The following is a 16,414-nucleotide window of genomic DNA, read 5'->3' as shown; positions in this document are numbered from 1 at the left end:
CAAACACAGACGCCCGGCCTGCTCGAGGCCGGGCGTCTGTCTCGTGGGGGACGGTCACGACTTTCAGGCAACGCCCTTGGCCTCCTGGCTTGCACAGTAGCGTTGTACGACCTCACCCAGTTCATCGAGCCCGAAGGGCTTGCTGAGCACTTCGGCCGCTCCCAGCCGCAGGGCCTGCTGCACATGCGCATCCGTGTCGTTGGCGGTGATGATCACGACCGGGGCTTGCGGCTGAGCGTCGGCGAGCACCGGCATCATTGCGTCGGCATGGCCATCGGGGAAGTGATTGTCGAGCAGCACCAGGTCGAACTGCCCGTCCTGGGCCCGCTCGCGACCTCGTGCAAGGCATGGGGCTGTAACGGCCTGACATCCCATCAGGCCCAGGGCCGCCTCCAGCATCTCCAGCAAGGCTTCCTCGTCGTCAATAACCAGAACTCGGGTGTGCACCGTTGATCTCCAGGATGGGAAGAGTGACGACCATGCGGGTTCCCACGTCCTTTGTGCTTTCGACGACGATGGTCCCCCCGTGGCCGTTTACAACGCTCTGACAGATGCTCAGTCCGAGTCCGGTCCCCTGACCGGCCGGTTTGGTCGTATAGAAGGGCTCCAGGGCGTGGTCACGCGTGGTCTCGTCCATCCCCGGTCCGTCGTCGGCGACCACCAGTCGCACGCTGTCCGACCGCGTCTCGGCGGCAAGGGTGACGTTCTTGGCCCCCGCCTCGAGGGCATTGTTGAGGAGGTTCACGCACATCTGCAGAAGCTCTGCTTGGTCGCCCCACACCCGGCAGTCCGTGGTGCTGTCTTGCAGCGAGAAGCGCACCGCTGCCTTCCTCGCCTGGGGGCCGACCAGTGTGATGACCTTCTGCAAGACATCGGAGACGACCACGGGTCGGAAGGTCTCCGTGTCGCTGCGTGCGAAGTCCAGGAGACTGCGCAACAGTGCGGTACTTCGCCGGATTTCGTCGCGCATCCCATGGAGGCTCTCACGAGCCAGGGGATCCTGGACGCCCTGCAGAAGCATCTCGGCGCGCAACTGGATCGGCGACAGCACATTGCGGACTTCGTGCGCGATGGAAGCCGCCATCTTACCGGCCATAGCCAGGCGCTCGCTGTGCAGAACCTGCCGCTGGGCCTGGTCGAGGTTGGCCATCATGTAGTTGAAGGCCGAGCCGACGCGGCCAAGGGCGTCATCGGTCAGCACTTCCACCGGCCGGGTGTCACGCCTGCCTTCCGCCAGTGCCTCTGCCCGAACTCGCAGCTCGGCGAGCGGCCGTGCAACCCAGGCGCTCACCAGACTGGTAAGCAGCGCCCCCAACAGAAGGGCACAGGCAAAGGCACACAGCGCAGCGATCCCGTAGCTGGGCCCACGGCCCGGGAGCGCCGAACGGTTCATCGACACGCTCACCAGGGCAGCCGGTGCCTCCCTGGCCAGTCCATAGAGCACCGACTGGGCCTGCACCCCGTTGCGCAGGATCCGAACGTCCAGGCCAGTGTGCGCGAAGCCGGAGGGTCCGGCCGGCCCGCGAGGCTTGACGTGCCGCTGCGTCTCCTGTGCGCTCAAAGACCGCACCGAGGCCCGGCAGGAGGCCAGTCCCAGGTAGTCCTCAAGCTCCGCTGCCCTGAGCCTGCGGCCCACCGCGAAGACGTGCCCGGGAAGGACAGACCCCGAGACCAGCACCGGGGCCGCTGCCACGAGAGTAAGCTCCGTCTTGTAGGGGAGAATCCCCCAGGCGGCTCGGCCCTGTGCGGCAGTCTGCACCCAAGGTGCAGAAGCTATTGCCGCATTGAGCGCAAGGTCCTCACCGGAAAGCACAGGCGAAGCGTCGGACCCGTCGTACACCAGCGCAGCGGCACTGATCTGGTGGTCTTGAGCATACTGTCGAAGACAGCTCTCCTCGTCGGCGTGCGAGCCCGCAAAGCAGGCCTGGCCCAACTGCCTGTCGGCAGCCCCCATCGTGGTCTCGTAGAGAAGCTCAACGCCCTGGGCTTCTACGTGTTGCTCGGCGACTAGCAAGCTCTGGCGCAGCGCAGACTCGTCGATCGCATCCAGCCGCACGCGCGTCAGGCTGTCCACAACGAAGGCATAGCCGACCAGTGGCACGCCAATCGCCACGGCGAAGGCCAGAATCAGTTTCCGGGCAAAGGGCAGGCGTGCAAGCGTCCGCCCCAGGCTGCATCTCTTGGCCCCGGCAAGGTGCAGCGCAATGGAATCAGAAAAGCTCATCCTTGTCATTCCCCCCCCCACGGCCAGGCAAGAGGCCCGGCCAAGGAATGTATGCCGAGCATATATGACCAGTACCACCGAGTCAAGCAGACGGTGATTTCTGCTCAGGACAGCGTGGCGTCGGCCAACAGGGCTCTCTCACTCCTGCCTCCGCATCGGCAACGAGCGAAGGCGAATCCCGGTGCCCGCGAGCTCCCTTGCCCCTTTGACGACCTCTGCCTTCCGGCGCATAATGGAGCCAGCTAAGGAGGGACTCTTCCATGCGTGAACGTCCGCGAATTGCCGAGGACATGACGCAGTTGATCGGCCACACCCCGCTCGTGCGGATTCGCCGCGTGACAGAAGGCTGTGTGGCACAGATCGTCGGGAAGCTGGAGAAAGAGAACCCCTGGGGAAGCGTCAAGTGCCGCATCGGTGTGTCGATGATTGAGGCCGCCGAGTGCGAAGGCCGACTCGACCACGACACCGTGATCATCGAGCCCACCAGCGGCAACACGGGTATCGGTCTGGCGGGTGCCGCCGCTGCCCGGGGCTACCACTGTATCCTGACCCTGCCGGAGACCATGAGCGTCGAGCGGCGGTCACTGCTCAAGGCCCTGGGCGCCGAGGTCGTGCTGACCCCCGGCTCTGAGGGGATGCGCGGCGCCATCGCGAAGGCCGAGCAGCTCATGGCCGAGTACCCGAAGTCCTTCATGCCCATGCAGTTCGCCAATCCGGCCAACCCGCAGATCCATCGCGAGACCACCGGCCCCGAGATCTGGGAGGATACGGACGGTCGTGTGGACATCGTGGTGGCAGGTGTCGGCACCGGCGGCACCATCACCGGCATCGCCGAGGCCCTCAAGCCGCTCAAATCCGGGCTGCAGGCCGTGGCCGTTGAACCCGCCGAGTCCGCTCTACTCTCCGGCAATCAGCCCGGACCGCACGGGATCCAGGGCATCGGCGCCAACTTCATCCCGGAGATCCTCAACCGTGAGATCCTCGACGAGGTCCTCCCGGTGCGCTCACAGGACGCCCTGGAAATGGCCCTGCGCCTGGCCCGCGAAGAGGGCATCCTCGTGGGCATCTCCGCCGGCGCTGCGGTCTGCGGCGCGATTGAGCTTGGCCGTCGGCCCGAGAACGCCGACAAGCTGATCGTCGTCATCCTGCCCGATTCGGGCGAGCGCTACCTCAGTGGCCCGCCCTTCTCCGAGGCGTAGTCCCTGCCTGCCGTGCCCAGATCCCGACGCGTGTCTTCCTGGAGGCTCCCATGCTTGCCGCCGTCGTCGAGAAGCCCGGCGTCCTCGCAGTGCGCGAGGTGCCCATGCCCACCTACACGGAGACGCAGTGCCTGGTGAAGATCCTCGCCTGTGGCATCTGCAACAGCACCGACCGCAAGATCCTCGATGGCCACTTCCGCTACAAGGGCGCCGATGCTTACCCGGGCATCCTGGGCCATGAATCGGTTGGCCGAGTGGTGGAGTGCGGCAGCAAGGTGGAGTCCTTCGAGGAGGGCGATCTGGTGATCCGGCCGGGCGCGAGCTACCGACCGGAGGAGAACGTCGGCCTCAACTGCATGTATGGCGGCATCGCCGAGTACGGAGTCCTCCAGGACCCCGTGCATGGCGGCAACAAGATGCACCAGATTGTGCCCCCGGACTACGACCCGGTGGATGCGACCATGCTCGTGACGCTGAAGGAGACCCTCTCGTGGCTGCAGCGTTGGGGCGTCGGAGGCGGCCAGAGCCTGGTCGTCCTGGGCAGCGGGCCGGTAGGTGTGTCCTTTGGGTACTTCGCGAAGCTCCTGGGATGCTCTCCTGTGATCGTCCTGGGCCGCAGGGATGAGCCCCTGGCACGGGCTCTTGGTCTGGGCATCGACGCCGTCGTCAACATCACCCGCGACGATCCTCTGGAGGTCGTGCGGCATTGGACGCGCGGCAAGGGTGCCGACCGAGTGGTGGAGGCTGTCGGGGACGACTCGCTCGTCGAGCTAGGCCTGCGCATGCTCAACAGCACCGGCAAGCTGGGCATCTATGGCATTGCGCCGACCCGCGAGCCTGGTGACATGGAGCGGCGTGCCATCGACATCGCCATGGGTCGGGGAGAGTGGGCAGTGGAGTTCTTCGGCCCGCAGGAGTGGGCACCGCACGACCACCTGCTATGGCTGGTCGACCGGGGCATCGTGCGCCTGCGAGACTACTATACGCACGTGGTGCCGCTATCGGAGACCCAGCGGGGCTTCGACCTCCTGGCCTCCAAGGAAGCCTTCAAGGTGGTCGTGAAGGTCGGCTAAGGTGCAGGTGAACCCCGTCCGTGCCCCTCCTTACACCCGCGTGTCGCGGCGGTAGACTACGATCGCTGCCTCGGGCTTGCTGGGGCACTTGTTCTCGCAGACCCCGCAGCCCACGCACTTGTCCGCATCCACCACCGGACGCTTCTGCCCCTCGTACTCGATCACTTTCACCGCGTCATAGGAGCACTGCTCGTCGCAGACCAGGCAGAGCTTGTACAGGTCGCCCTTCCGCCAGCAGAGGCACTTGTCGGTGTGGATGGTCGCCAGTCCGATCTGGATCTGCTTCTTCTCCTCCACGCGGAACTGCCCCAGCGCTCCCGTAGGGCAGACCTGACCGCAGGCCGTGCAGTTCTGCTCACAAGGCCCCAGCTTCGGTATGAGGATCGGCGTGAACAGCCCGTCGAAGCCCGCTTCCACGACCGCCGGCTGCAGCCCGCCGGTCACGCAGGCCTTCATGCAGTTGCCACAACGCACGCACAGGCTCCGGAACTCGCTCTCCGACATGTTCCGCGGGCCCGAGGGAGTGCGCAGGATGGCGCCCGGTGGACGCAGCAGGCGGCTGTGAGTGGCATGACGTCCAGCCCCGGTGGCAGCCGTGGCCCCGTAGAGCAGTCCCAGGCCGAGAGCTCCCACGAAGCGCCGCTTGCTCAGGTGGGTCTTCTCGTCCACATCACCGCTGCGGGTGCTGAAGCCGAGGCCACTGATGCCCTCTTGAGGGCACACCAGGCAGTCGAAGCATTGTACACACTCGGCGGCGACGGTGCGCCGGTAGTCCTCGCAGGGCTCCCCCGGGGCAGGAATCGCGCCCATCTTGCACTCGCCCTGACAGCGCTTGCAGCTCACGCACCCGTCAACCTTGCGGCCCAGGAAGCTGAAGCGTCCCACCAGGGCCAGCAGCGCTCCCAGGGGGCAAAGCGACCGGCACCAGTAGCGGCGACTCAAAGCTCCCAGGCCCAGGATTACCACGAAGACCGCCAGGACCAAGAGGTTCAGCGCGAAGACCGGCTCGCGGTCGGTCGGATAGGCGGACAGGCCGACGGCCTGCAACACCGGGTGGCCGACGGTCACGCCCAGGTTGTAGGCGGCGACGGCCAGCGGGTAGGCAACCACCGTGAGGGTACGAGTGAGCAAGGGGATCGGGTCGAGCAGCCAGCCAAGCTGCGCACCGAAGACGGCGGAAGCCAGGACTGCCGCCAGCAGGTAGTACTTCCAGGTGGGCCGATTCAGCTCCGGGCGTGGACTGCGCTTGCGCCACAGCAGGTGGTCGCTGAGGTCGAGGGTGGTCCCCAGCGGGCAGATCCAGCCGCAGAACACGCGTCCCAGCAGCACGGTGACCAGGAGGGTGATTGCTGCGGGCACAAAGAGCGGCAGCCAGGTCGGCGTCGGAGCCAGCCAGGCCGTCAGGGCAGTCAGCGGACCAAGTCGCAGGAACAAGGGTGGGGGAGAGCCGGTGCCCTGGCCGTGCCAACGGGTCTGCCAGAACAGGAAGAGGAAAGCGAGGAGTGCGAGCACCTGGACCGTGCGGCGAAGGACCTTGAGCGGGTTTCGCATATCGCACCTGCGGTGTCGTATGAAGAAGGCCGGGGATCGTGCCCCGGCCTTCCGGATTGCTCTGCGTCCGTGTCCACCTACCTGGTGGAGCGTGGGAGGCGGGCTGTTCACCCACCCATCGGGACAGTAGAGGTCGACTCGTCGGCCGGCTCCGGGCTGTTCTCAACCGCACCACGGTCGAGAGTCTGGTCGCCGCCGACCTTCTCGCCCACCAGTTCCTTCAAGGCCAGTTCCAGGTCCTCCGGCGTGCTCTTGGAGTCGAGCTTGAACCGCAGGTTCCCGTCGCGGTCGATGATCCGCACCTGCGGAATGGCCAGCGATCCCGTCGCCTCCGGGAAGTAGTCCTTCTGCATCTGCTCGCTGAACATGGCGATCTGGTAGGGGAAGTTGTTCTGCTTGGCCCAGCCGGCCGCCACTTCGGGGCCGGAATCGAGGGACACAGCCAGCAGCTCCACGCCCTGATCCGCGTACCTGTTCAGGATCGGCCCGTAGGCCGCGAGCTTCTTCTTGCACGGCTGACACCAGGTCGCCCAGAAGTCGAGGATCAGGACCTTGCCGCTGAAGTCGGCCTTGGTCACGTCCTGACCTTCGGTGTCCTTCAAGGTGAAGTCGGGGGCGAAGTCGTCCGTCTGCTGGACGCCCTGGGAGAAGGTAGGCGCGACCTCAGCGCTCGTAGAGGCAGAGTTCTCGGTAGCGCTCGTGTCCGGCTTCTGCATCGGGCAACCAGCCAGCCCAAGAACCACCAGGGCCAGCAAACTCACGGTCAAGATTGCTCTCATGAGGCTTCACCCTTGGCTGCCGCGGCACTCTGGATCTGCTCGTTCAGACGCGCCACCAGGGCATCGGGATCCAGGCCATGGGTCGTCGCGCCCTCTGCGAGCGTCTCCATTCGGGCCACGCTGCAGCCCATGCACGACATGCCCTCGTCGAGGAGAATCTGCAGCGCCGCGGGGCTGATCTCGAGGACTTCGGCCAGTGTCATCTCTTTGGTGATCATCTTTGCCATCGGCAACTCACCACTCCTCCTGCACGTCTGACGCTCTGAAGGCGCCGGACGGCATCACTGCACGCCGGTGTGCCCGAATCCGCCCTCGCCGCGGGAGGTGTCGTCAACCGCTGCGACGAGATCCCACTCAACGCGTGTGACAGGCGCAACGACCATCTGGGCGATTCGGTCGCCTCGGCTGATGGTGAAGGGCTCTTCACCCAGGTTGATGAGAATCACGCAGATCTCGCCACGGTAGTCAGCGTCGATGGTGCCTGGGGCATTGACCAGGGCGATACCCTTGCGCAGCGCCAATCCACTGCGAGCCCGGATCTGCGCCTCATAGCCCACCGGCAGGGCGATCTTCAGGCCCGTCGGTACGGCATAGCGCTTGCCGGGGTCGAGAGTCACCGGGGCGTCGACAGCCGCTCGCAGGTCCATTCCGGCTGCCGCTGCCGTCTCATACTGCGGCAGGGGCAGTCCCTGCGCATGAGGCAGAACCTCGACGTCCAGCTTGATCGCCTGGCGGTTCAGATTGTCGCTTCTCAGGTCGTGATTCGGCACATGGAGGATTATAGCATAGGCCCTCAGGGCAGGCAATTGCGGACGGCTCTAGTCTTGCGCAACGGGCCTGCAGGCTGTATGATGGCAAGCCCGAGTGGCGGGCGTTCCGCCACCGTGTTGCGCTGGATGGCCGGCGCCGTGCGACCTTTACGAATCCAGCCAATTGAGATCTGTTTCATTAGGTATGCATATTCCGAAGGGAGGTGCGGACTACGGCACTCAGAGTTCTCGGAGATCGTGTGCTGATCCGGCCTGACAAAGAAGCTGCACAGACCAACGGCGGCATCTATCTGCCCGAATCGGCCCAGGAGAAGCCGCAGCGCGGAACCATCATTGCAGTGGGTGAGGGTCGGCGGCTGGACAACGGGACGCTGGTGGCCCCCGATGTTAAGGTGGGCGACTGCGTCATGTACGCCAAGTACGTGGGCAACGAGGTAACCGTGGACGGCGAGAAGCTGCTGATCGTCAACACCAGCGGCATCCACGCCATCGTAACGGAGTAAGCGGCTGTTTCTGCCCGGCTTTGCTGGAGGGAGCCTCACGGGGCACGGGCTCTGGCCCGGGCTGGACTCCCTTCCCAACCAAGACCGCCAAGACACAAGGAGAATACCTGGATATGCCAGCCAAAGAGGTTCTGTATGACGAGGACGCAAGGCGTGCGCTGGAACGAGGGGCTAACCTCGTCGCCGACGCTGTAAAGGTCACGCTTGGCCCGGCAGGGCGGAACGTGCTGCTGCAGAAGAAGTTCGGCTCCCCCACGATCACCAAGGACGGCGTCTCCGTCGCCAAGGAGATCGAGCTGGAGAACCGCTTTGAGAACATGGGCGCCCAGCTACTCAAGCAGGTCGCCTCGCAGACCAACGACGTCGCCGGTGACGGCACCACCACCGCGACGGTCCTGGCTCAGTCGATGCTGCGCAACGGCCTCAAGGCTGTTGCCGCCGGCGGCAACCCGATCTTCCTGAAGCGTGGTATGGATAAGGCCGTCGCCGCTGCCGTCGCACGAATGCGCAGCATGGCCCAAGAGGTCAACACGCCGGAAGAGATGCGCAACGTCGCCGCCATCGCCGGTAACGACGATGCCATCGGCGCAATCGTCGCCGACGCCATGAGCGAGGTCGGCAAGGACGGCGTCATCACCGTCGAGGAGTCCAAGACCACCGAGACGCGCCTGCAACTCGTCGAGGGCATGCAGTTCGACAAGGGTTACATCTCCCCGTACATGATGACCGAGCGCGAGACGCTGCAGGCCATCCTCGAGGACCCCTACATCCTGCTGTACCAGAAGAAGATCAGCAACGTTGCCGAGATCGTTCCGCTGCTGGAGCAGGTTGTACAGTCGGGAAAATCCCTCCTGATCGTGGCTGAGGACGTCGAGGCCGAGGCTCTGGCCACCCTCGTCGTCAACAAGCTGCGTGGCGCTCTGAACGTCGTGGCCGTCAAGGCCCCCGGGTTCGGCGACCGCCGCAAGGCCATCCTCGAAGACATTGCCACCCTCACCGGCGGCGAGTTCATCAGCGAGGACCTGGGCATTAAGCTCGACAATATCTCGCTGGCCCAGTTGGGTTCGGCCAAGCGTGTGACGGTTTCCTCCGACGAGACCACCATCGTTGAGGGTGCCGGTAGCCCCGAGGCCATCAAGGGTCGCATCGAGCAGATCCGCCGCCTCATCGAAGAGACCGACTCGGACTACGACCGTGAGAAGCTCGAAGAGCGCCTCGCCAAGCTGTCCGGCGGCGTAGCGGTCATCGAAGTCGGCGCGGCCACCGAGACCGAGCTCAAGGAGAAGAAGCACCGCTTCGAGGACGCGCTGTCCGCTACCCGCGCGGCTGTCGAAGAGGGCATCATCGCCGGCGGCGGCGCCGCTCTGCTCCATGCCGCTCCGTGTCTAGACGACCTCCCGACTGCCGACGAGGACGAGAAGACTGGTGTCGAGATCGTCCGCAAGGCCCTGGGCGAGCCCATGAGATTCATCGCCGAGAACGCAGGCTACGAGGGCATGGTCATCGTCGAGCGCTGCATCAAGAAGAGCCAGAAGACCGGCTTCAATGCCCGCACTGGCGAGTACGAGGACATGTTCAAGGCCGGTGTGACCGATCCGCTCAAGGTCACCCGCTCCGCGCTGGAGAACGCCGCCAGCATCGCCAGCATGATCCTCACCACCGAGAGCATCATAGCCGACATCGAGGAAGAGCAGCCGATGCCCGCAGCACCTCCGGGTGGAATGGGCGGCATGGGCGGCATGATGTAACGGGCGCAAGCCCTCGCACAGACTGACCCTAGCGGCAGGCTGAAGGGCATGCGACCGGCGTTTCTACGCGCGGTCACGGCCTGGAGGCCTGCCGTTCCTTTACCCCCACGGATGGAGCAGGGGCATGATTCCGCTCTCCGACAATCTCCGCTCACGCAGCACGCCGGTGGTGAACATCGGCATCATCCTCACCTGCGTCGGCGTGTTCCTGCTGGAGGTCCTGCAGCCACAGTTTGTTGACCGCTGGGCCTTCAAACCCGCCTACCTGCTGTCTGCCCAGTTCTTCCAGATCGGGCCGGTCCTGGTTCTGCAGTCGATGATCGCCTCCGTCTTCCTCCACGGCGGCTTCCTGCATATCGCCGGCAACATGCTGTTCCTGTGGGTCTTCGGGGATAACGTCGAGGACCGGATGGGGCACGTCAAGTACCTGGTCTTCTACCTGGCCTGCGGAATTGTGGCCACGCTGGTGCATAGCCTCTCAGCGGTGTTCGGGCTGATGCACAGCCCGCAGGCGCTGGAGCAGGGAATTGTGGGAGCCAGCGGGGCGATTGCCGGCGTCCTGGGGGCCTACCTGGTGCTGTGTCCGGGGTCGACCATCCGCACCCTGGTCATCCTCGTGATCTTCATCACGGTGATCAACGTCCCCTCAGCGCTGTTCATCGTCTTCTGGTTCATCCTGCAGCTCTTCAACGGGGTCGGCAGCCTTGCAGGGCCGCTGGGCGGCGGAGTTGCCTACTGGGCTCACATCGGGGGCTTTGCGATGGGGTACTGGTGGGCGCGAAAGCTGATCTCCTACCGCAGTCGCAGACCACCCGACCCGCGGGTGATCAACATGGACGTCCGCGATCTGTAGCTCTCGCGCCGTGAGGGCCGGCTCAGGTCTCGGGAGTGGCTAGGCGTAGTTGCCGCGGACGTGGTCCATCTCCCGCAGCTCGGCGACGGCGCCCTGGTAGCCCTGAGGGTGGTTGAAGTACCACGAGCCGGTGACCACGGCATGAGCGCCGGCCTGCAGCACATCAAGGCCGGTCACGTCGTTTACTCCGCCATCCACTGAGACGAGTGTCGGCAGACCGTGCTGGTCGATGAGCTTGCGTACGTGGGTGATCTTGCGCAAGGCGATCGGCATGAAGGCCTGTCCGGCGGCCCCTGGCTCCACACTCATGATCAGCACCTGGTCCGCAGCCTCCAGGAGTGCCTCAATGCCCATCACCGGCGTGGCGGGGTTGTAGACAATCCCGGCCTTCTTGCCAAGAGCGCGGATGCGGTTCAGCAGCCGGACCGGCCGGTCCTCCACCTCGCGCTGGACGAGGATATGATCGGCGCCTGCCTCGGCATAGCTCTCGATCTGGGCGTCGGGATTGGTGATCATCAGGTGCACGTCGAAGGGTAGGTCCGTGAGGGGTCGCGCGGCCTTGAGCAGCACCGGGCCGAAGGTGAGGTTCTCGACGAAGTGCCCGTCCATGATGTCGAAGTGGAACCAGTCCGCGCCGGAATCGGCAACGGCCTTCACCTCTTCGCCCAGGCGTGAGAGGTCACTGCACAGCATGGAAGGGGCAATCTGAAGCACAGGCGCAACTCCTCTGCAAAAGCCGACCGGCGTGGCCCTAGACGATGCGAGCGAGGGGACGGCGGGTACGGGCCTGACTGCCGGCGGCTACCATCTCGTAATACAGCGCTTCGGTCTCATCGGCCATGCGGTCCAGGGTGAACATCCGCGCCACACGCTCCTGCCCGGCGCGTCCCATCTGCTGTCGCAAATGCGCATCTCCCACCAGGCGGTCAAGGGCTCCCGCGAGTGCGACGGGATCACCCGGCGGGACAAGCAGACCGTTCTCGCCCTGCGCAATGACCTCGTCGATGCCGGGAATCGCGCTTCCCACCACCGGCTTACCCAGGGCACCGGCCTCCACCAGGCACACTCCCAGCCCCTCCTTGGCCACCGAGGGCAGCACGATGATGTCCATCGCCTGCATCAGGTCGACAGCGTCGGGCCGGTAGCCCATGAACCGCACCTGGTCCGTGACGCCCTTCTCGGCCGCCAGGGCCTCGAGTTCCTCGCGCTGGTCGCCCTCCCCGACAAGATAGCACCGCAGATTCGGACGGCGGGACCGAAGCAGTGCCGTCGCCTCGATCAGGTAGCGCTGGCCCTTCTTCGGCGAGAGGTGAGCCGCCACGCCGACCACGGGTTCACCGTTGGTGAGACCCAGGTCATGGCGGACCTCGGGAAGCGGGCGTAGGCTCCCGGCCTGCGGCAGGTCGATACCGTTGTAGATCACGTGGATCCGGTCCGGCGGAACGCCCTGCACCACCAGATGGTCCTTGACGCCCTGCGAGCAGGCCGCGATCCGGTCGGCGTAGACAAAGCAGGTCTTCGTGTTCAGCGCATGGACGTGGGCCAGAACCGGGATGCCCAGCAGACGCCCCGCGAAGCTTCCCCACCAGGCGCCCGTGGACAGGTGAGTATGGATCACATCGGGCCGGACCCGACGGCACAGGGCCATCACCCGCAGCAGGGCCGCCGGGTTCACCTTCCCCGAGACGCTGGTGCTAAGACACGCCAGGTCGCGCTTACCCAGCTCCTCGAGGAACTCCTCCTGGTACTTGCACGCAAAGACGACGCGATGCCCGCGTTCCTGCAGTTCGGCGGACAGGTACGTGGCAATGCGTTCAGCCCCCGAATAGCGATGAGGGGCGATGATCTGGAGAACGGTTAGTGGGCGCTTGGACTGTGGCATGTCTGCGTACTCGAAGACCGGTACTCGCGCTATTGTACCACGGCACCGCAAGCTTGCCGTGCCTAATCTGGTCAAGCTTAACCTCGCTCCAGCTCTCCGCGCAAGACATCTCCCGTCGCGCTGTGGGTCCGCACTCGCACCAGCCGACCCCGAAGGCGCTCCTCAGCAGGCACCAGAACGCGGAGGTAGTTGTCGCTCAGCCCGTCGAAGACGCCGTCCAGGTCTGCCGCCGGGTGCTCCAGCACCACCGAGACCGTCTGTCCGGCTACCCGGCCTGCGAACTCCTCGCGCTTGCTCACAGACAGGTCACGGAGCCGGTGGTTGCGGGCGATCTTGACCTCGTGCGGAACCTGATTGGGCATGTCGGCAGCCCGGGTGCCGGGACGCACGGAGTAAGTGAACACGTGTAGATGGTTCAGCGGCAGCGCCTCGACCAGCCGGAAGGTCGTCTCGAACTCCTCGTCGGTCTCTCCCGGGAAGCCCACCATCACGTCGGCCCCCAGACAGGTCGCGGGCTCGGCTTCATGGATCCGCGTCAGCAGGTCCGCGTAGAAGGCGGTGTCATAGGGCCGGCCCATCCGCCGAAGGACTGCATCGCAGCCGCTCTGCAGTGGAATGTGCAGGTGACGGCAGAGACGCGGATGCCCGGTGACGAGCTCGATCAGTTCCGGCCCGACTTCGCGAGGCTCGATCGAGCTGAGGCGAATCCGTCCCAGTCCGGGCAGCTCAACCAGCGCCTGGAGCAGCCCTGTGAGGTCCGGTGCACCCTCCAGGTCGAGGCCATACTTGCCCAGATGGATGCCAATCAGCACCAACTCGGGAAAGCCGGCCTCGATCAGCCGCTGCGCCTGGGCCAGTACTTCCTCTGGTGGCACGCTGCGACTGGTCCCTCGTGCCTGCGGGATGATGCAGTAGGCGCAGTGCGCATCGCAGCCCTCCTGCACCTTGACGAAGGCCCGGGAGTGCTCGGCGAAGCCTTCCAGCATCTCGCCGTCAGCGTAGGAGTGATGGTCGGCCGGGAGCGCAGTGACTGCGCTTGCCTGAGAGCCGAGAAGCCCCGGCGAAATCCTCTCAGCGATTCTGTGCCCGAGCGAGGCCTTGCCGTCGTTGCCGACCACCAGGTCGGCCTCCGGGATCGCCTCCAGTTCCTCGCGATGGACCTGGGCATAGCAGCCGGTCACGGCGATGAAGGCCTCGGGGTTGAGTCTGTGGGCGTGGCGGATCAGCCGGCGGCAGTCGCGGTCGGTCCGCGCGGTCACGGTGCAGCTATTGATGATGTACACGTCCGCCACCGACTCGAAGGGCACAGAGGAGAAGCCCAGCCGCGCGAGTTGCTCGCGGATCTGCTGGCTCTCGAACTGATTCAGCTTGCAGCCGAGTGTTTTGATGGCGGCTGTGGGAGGGTTAGGAGACATGGAGGCAGTCGGAATGGGTGATGGGTGGATGCACGGGCCTTATTCCGGCGGGGTGCTGCGTCGAACCGCCGGGAGTATGTAGGCAACCCAGTATACACCGCCGACCATCAGGGCGCCACCAAGGATGTTGCCCAGGGTCGCGGGCAGGAGGTTGCCCACCAGGAAGGCCCGCAGCGTCAGGGAAGAGGAAGTGGCGAGGTCCACACCGGGGACCAGGCTCTTGAGGACCATGCCCAGCGGGATGAAGTACATGTTGGCGACGCAGTGCTCGAACCCACAGGCGACGAAGCCGGTGATCGGGAAGAGGATCGCCATGACCTTGTCCGTGGTGCTGCAAGCGCTGTAGCACAGCCACACGGCCAGGCACACCAGCGCATTGCACAGGATCCCGCGGGCCAGGACCACGGTGAAGGGTAGCTGGCACTTGGCGGCCGCCAGCTTGACGGCAGTCATGCCGACGGCGTTGTCGGCGAGGCTGTACTGCTCTGAGGCCACCACCAGGGCCACGAGCAGCAGCGACCCCAGCAGGTTCCCCAGGTACACGATCGCCCAGTTGCGAACCAAGGCCGTGCCGCTCACGCGACCACTGAACCAGGCCATGACGATCAGGGAGTTGCCGGTGAACAGCTCCGCGCCGCCGATGCCGACGAGAATCAGACCCAGCGAGAAGCAGAGACCGCCCAGAACCTGTTGGACGCCGAAACCGAGTTGGTTGCCGGTCTTGGCGATCTCGTAGAAGTTGGCCCCAAGGCCAATGTAGATTCCGGCAAGGAGGGCGAGGACGAGAGTGGGGAGGAAGGGGAGCCCGGCCTTGGTCTGGCCGCTGTCCAGGGCACGCTGGGCCATCTCCGGCCCGGCACAGAACCTGGGTGGCGGCGTCTCTCGCGGCGCTTCCACAGACATGAGGGGTCACTCGCAAGGATCGGGAGCGACCGGGGCCTGGGAGCGGCTTCAGGGCTCAGGAAGAAGGCGACCGAACTGCACAGACGAGAACGCGAGCGGGTGCGACAGTCGGCTTCCTGAGGCATGAATCCGTGTCTGGCAGCCCGTGGGTCAAGTCCCGTTCTGTTGTCGTGGCCTCGCGGCTTGTGCTATAATCGCGGCCGTTCGCAAGCGCCTCGTAACACAAGGCGGCCGGGGACAAGCTCCGGCCGCCTTCTCAACTTCAGGGTAGTCGGCCCCTGGTGGGGTCGAGAGATCTACCCGGCCTTCTGTACCTTGCCGGCCTTGATGCACGCGGTACACACGCGCATATGAGCGTTGCCCTGAGGCGTCGAGACATGCACGCGCTGCAGGTTCGGCATCCAGCGGCGCTTCGTGTGGCGCATTGAGTTGCTGACGTTGCACCCGGTGGACGGGCGCTTTCCGCACACTTGACAGACCTTAGCCACGGCGAACCTATCCCTTCCAGAAACTGCGCCTCGTGGCGCGCTACAAATAGCGAAGGCGGATCATAGCATAAGTTGGCCGAGCATGCAAGGTCGGTCAGGTGCTGCCGGGGTTGTGACTGCACCCAGACGGACGAGGAAGACTACGGAGTGAACGAGCATTCCTGACCAAGAGCCGATGTCTGAGTACCCCCAGTTCCATGCCTTCGAGGCCGGCCCGGTGATGCCGGTCCCTCGCATCTCGGGCACAGCCATGCCGCACGGCGTCTTCCTGTCCACCGGCACCGCCTCGACCGCCGGCCTCCTCAGCCTCTTCCTGACGGGTTTCTCAATCGTCAGTATCGGTATCCTGGCTGCGGTCCCCACCTATGTCCTGGCCTGGCTCGCCGACCAATACCTGCACTTGTCTTTGCCCGCGGTACTGCTGCAGATCGGGGGACCGGCCGACCCGACGCTGTCTGCGATCGCCCACATCCTCATCAACCTGCTCACCTTCCTGGTCTTCCTGCTGGTCCTGCGAGCCACACCCCTCGCCGGTTACCATTCTGCTGAGCACATGACGGTTCACGCTATCGAGCACTACGGCGTCCTCGGCTGGGAGCCCTTCGTCGAGCAGATGCCCCGCGCACATCGACGCTGCGGCAGCAACCTGCTCTCCGGCATTCTGCCCATCCTGCTGGTCGGCGCTCCGCTGGTCAGTGAGGGATCACCAGTGGCCCTCGCTCTTGCTGTCTTGCTCGCGATTGTGGGCTGGCGTGTGCGGCACTACGTCGGCTTCTTCATCCAGAACACCTTCACCACCAAGCCGCCCACAGAGCATCAACTCGCTCGTGGCATTGACGCCGGACAGAGGCTGATGTCCCAGTGGCTCGCCGGGCCGCCGCCCGTCCTGTCTCCGGTGCGGAGATGGCTGCACAGAGGTCTGCCGCAGATGGTCGCCGGCGTCTCTTGTGCCATCTATCTGATGAGCGCTGTCGCCGAGCAACTCTACCGCTGGCTCGACTGGTAAGCCGACAAGAACTTGACAAG

Annotated in this window: 17 protein-coding genes; 6 read left to right on the top strand and 11 right to left on the bottom strand. The window is 65.1% G+C overall.

From position 1 onward, the window contains the following. Positions 1–63: 63 nt before the first annotated feature. Together ABFE16_09095 and ABFE16_09090 are read right to left on the bottom strand one after the other, a co-directional pair. Positions 64–447: a response regulator gene (locus ABFE16_09095; GenBank protein ID MEN6345452.1), complete on the bottom strand. Its 384-nt coding sequence runs from the start codon at positions 445–447 to the stop codon at positions 64–66. After that, positions 422–2,224 carry a HAMP domain-containing sensor histidine kinase gene (locus tag ABFE16_09090; GenBank protein MEN6345451.1) on the bottom strand — a complete coding sequence of 601 codons (1,803 nt, stop codon included), beginning with the start codon at positions 2,222–2,224 and terminating at the stop codon, positions 422–424. Before ABFE16_09090 ends, ABFE16_09095 begins: the two co-directional genes overlap by 26 nt. A gap of 260 nt (positions 2,225–2,484) precedes the next feature. Here ABFE16_09090 and cysK point away from each other — a divergent pair, with 260 nt between their 5' ends. Together cysK and ABFE16_09080 are read left to right on the top strand one after the other, a co-directional pair. Further along, on the top strand, positions 2,485–3,423 hold the full coding sequence (gene cysK, locus ABFE16_09085; protein MEN6345450.1) for a cysteine synthase A: 939 nt from the start codon (positions 2,485–2,487) through the stop codon (positions 3,421–3,423). Positions 3,424–3,473: 50 nt separating this feature from the next. Then, complete coding sequence (locus ABFE16_09080) at positions 3,474–4,496, top strand: zinc-binding dehydrogenase (GenBank protein ID MEN6345449.1); 1,023 nt, start codon at positions 3,474–3,476, stop codon at positions 4,494–4,496. Positions 4,497–4,526: 30 nt separating this feature from the next. Here the strand turns inward: ABFE16_09080 and ABFE16_09075 are convergent, their stop codons facing one another. The 4 genes from ABFE16_09075 to dut all read right to left on the bottom strand — a co-directional run bounded on the left by ABFE16_09075 (position 4,527) and on the right by dut (position 7,566). Then, positions 4,527–6,047, bottom strand: a complete 1,521-nt coding sequence (locus ABFE16_09075) for a 4Fe-4S binding protein (GenBank protein ID MEN6345448.1) — start codon at positions 6,045–6,047, stop codon at positions 4,527–4,529. A 107-nt stretch (positions 6,048–6,154) separates the two neighbouring features. Continuing rightward, positions 6,155–6,826 carry a TlpA disulfide reductase family protein gene (locus ABFE16_09070; protein MEN6345447.1) on the bottom strand — a complete coding sequence of 224 codons (672 nt, stop codon included), beginning with the start codon at positions 6,824–6,826 and terminating at the stop codon, positions 6,155–6,157. Beyond that, positions 6,823–7,053, bottom strand: coding sequence for a DUF1858 domain-containing protein (locus ABFE16_09065; protein MEN6345446.1), 231 nt, complete (start codon positions 7,051–7,053; stop codon positions 6,823–6,825). The genes ABFE16_09070 and ABFE16_09065 overlap by 4 nt, the downstream gene beginning before the upstream one ends. Positions 7,054–7,107: 54 nt before the next feature. Continuing rightward, entirely contained in the window at positions 7,108–7,566 is a 459-nt protein-coding gene (gene dut / locus ABFE16_09060) for a dUTP diphosphatase (GenBank protein ID MEN6345445.1), read from the bottom strand. Positions 7,567–7,799: 233 nt separating this feature from the next. Between dut and ABFE16_09055 the strand changes: the two genes are divergently transcribed. The 3 genes from ABFE16_09055 to ABFE16_09045 all read left to right on the top strand — a co-directional run bounded on the left by ABFE16_09055 (position 7,800) and on the right by ABFE16_09045 (position 10,700). Further along, positions 7,800–8,099, top strand: a complete 300-nt coding sequence (locus ABFE16_09055; protein ID MEN6345444.1) for a co-chaperone GroES — start codon at positions 7,800–7,802, stop codon at positions 8,097–8,099. A gap of 113 nt (positions 8,100–8,212) precedes the next feature. Then, positions 8,213–9,847, top strand: coding sequence for a chaperonin GroEL (gene groL, locus ABFE16_09050; protein ID MEN6345443.1), 1,635 nt, complete (start codon positions 8,213–8,215; stop codon positions 9,845–9,847). A gap of 124 nt (positions 9,848–9,971) precedes the next feature. Continuing rightward, a complete protein-coding gene (locus ABFE16_09045) occupies positions 9,972–10,700 on the top strand; it encodes a rhomboid family intramembrane serine protease (protein ID MEN6345442.1) in 729 nt (242 codons plus the stop codon). Positions 10,701–10,739: 39 nt separating this feature from the next. Here the strand turns inward: ABFE16_09045 and rpe are convergent, their stop codons facing one another. The 5 genes from rpe to rpmB form a co-directional block, all read right to left on the bottom strand. Then, a complete protein-coding gene (gene rpe / locus ABFE16_09040) occupies positions 10,740–11,414 on the bottom strand; it encodes a ribulose-phosphate 3-epimerase (protein MEN6345441.1) in 675 nt (224 codons plus the stop codon). A gap of 37 nt (positions 11,415–11,451) precedes the next feature. Further along, positions 11,452–12,582: a glycosyltransferase family 4 protein gene (locus ABFE16_09035; protein MEN6345440.1), complete on the bottom strand. Its 1,131-nt coding sequence runs from the start codon at positions 12,580–12,582 to the stop codon at positions 11,452–11,454. A 77-nt stretch (positions 12,583–12,659) separates the two neighbouring features. Beyond that, positions 12,660–13,997 (bottom strand): tRNA (N(6)-L-threonylcarbamoyladenosine(37)-C(2))-methylthiotransferase MtaB, encoded by a 1,338-nt coding sequence (mtaB, locus tag ABFE16_09030; protein ID MEN6345439.1) that lies wholly within the window; start codon positions 13,995–13,997, stop codon positions 12,660–12,662. A gap of 39 nt (positions 13,998–14,036) precedes the next feature. Continuing rightward, positions 14,037–14,900, bottom strand: a complete 864-nt coding sequence (locus ABFE16_09025) for a formate/nitrite transporter family protein (protein MEN6345438.1) — start codon at positions 14,898–14,900, stop codon at positions 14,037–14,039. 296 nt (positions 14,901–15,196) lie between these two features. Continuing rightward, positions 15,197–15,388 carry a 50S ribosomal protein L28 gene (rpmB, locus tag ABFE16_09020; GenBank protein MEN6345437.1) on the bottom strand — a complete coding sequence of 64 codons (192 nt, stop codon included), beginning with the start codon at positions 15,386–15,388 and terminating at the stop codon, positions 15,197–15,199. 175 nt (positions 15,389–15,563) lie between these two features. On the opposite strand from rpmB, the gene ABFE16_09015 reads away from it, so the two are divergent. After that, on the top strand, positions 15,564–16,394 hold the full coding sequence (locus ABFE16_09015; GenBank protein MEN6345436.1) for a DUF1385 domain-containing protein: 831 nt from the start codon (positions 15,564–15,566) through the stop codon (positions 16,392–16,394). Positions 16,395–16,414: the final 20 nt, after the last annotated feature.

The sequence above is a fragment of the Armatimonadia bacterium genome (genome assembly GCA_039679385.1).
Lineage (GTDB): Bacteria > Armatimonadota > Zipacnadia > Zipacnadales > JABUFB01 > JAJFTQ01.
The sequence above is the reverse complement of the archived record's forward strand: the minus strand, read 5'-3'. Positions and strand labels throughout refer to the sequence as shown.

Coding starts and splice junctions, on each gene's coding strand:
- mtaB (MEN6345439.1), bottom strand. CDS start 13,997: ATGTCTCCTAACCCTCCCACAGCCGCCATCAAAACACTCGGCTGCAAG.
- ABFE16_09015 (MEN6345436.1), top strand. CDS start 15,564: ATGTCTGAGTACCCCCAGTTCCATGCCTTCGAGGCCGGCCCGGTGATG.
- cysK (MEN6345450.1), top strand. CDS start 2,485: ATGCGTGAACGTCCGCGAATTGCCGAGGACATGACGCAGTTGATCGGC.
- ABFE16_09025 (MEN6345438.1), bottom strand. CDS start 14,900: ATGTCTGTGGAAGCGCCGCGAGAGACGCCGCCACCCAGGTTCTGTGCC.
- ABFE16_09035 (MEN6345440.1), bottom strand. CDS start 12,582: ATGCCACAGTCCAAGCGCCCACTAACCGTTCTCCAGATCATCGCCCCT.
- groL (MEN6345443.1), top strand. CDS start 8,213: ATGCCAGCCAAAGAGGTTCTGTATGACGAGGACGCAAGGCGTGCGCTG.
- ABFE16_09065 (MEN6345446.1), bottom strand. CDS start 7,053: ATGGCAAAGATGATCACCAAAGAGATGACACTGGCCGAAGTCCTCGAG.
- ABFE16_09075 (MEN6345448.1), bottom strand. CDS start 6,047: ATGCGAAACCCGCTCAAGGTCCTTCGCCGCACGGTCCAGGTGCTCGCA.
- ABFE16_09080 (MEN6345449.1), top strand. CDS start 3,474: ATGCTTGCCGCCGTCGTCGAGAAGCCCGGCGTCCTCGCAGTGCGCGAG.
- ABFE16_09090 (MEN6345451.1), bottom strand. CDS start 2,224: ATGAGCTTTTCTGATTCCATTGCGCTGCACCTTGCCGGGGCCAAGAGA.
- ABFE16_09045 (MEN6345442.1), top strand. CDS start 9,972: ATGATTCCGCTCTCCGACAATCTCCGCTCACGCAGCACGCCGGTGGTG.
- ABFE16_09070 (MEN6345447.1), bottom strand. CDS start 6,826: ATGAGAGCAATCTTGACCGTGAGTTTGCTGGCCCTGGTGGTTCTTGGG.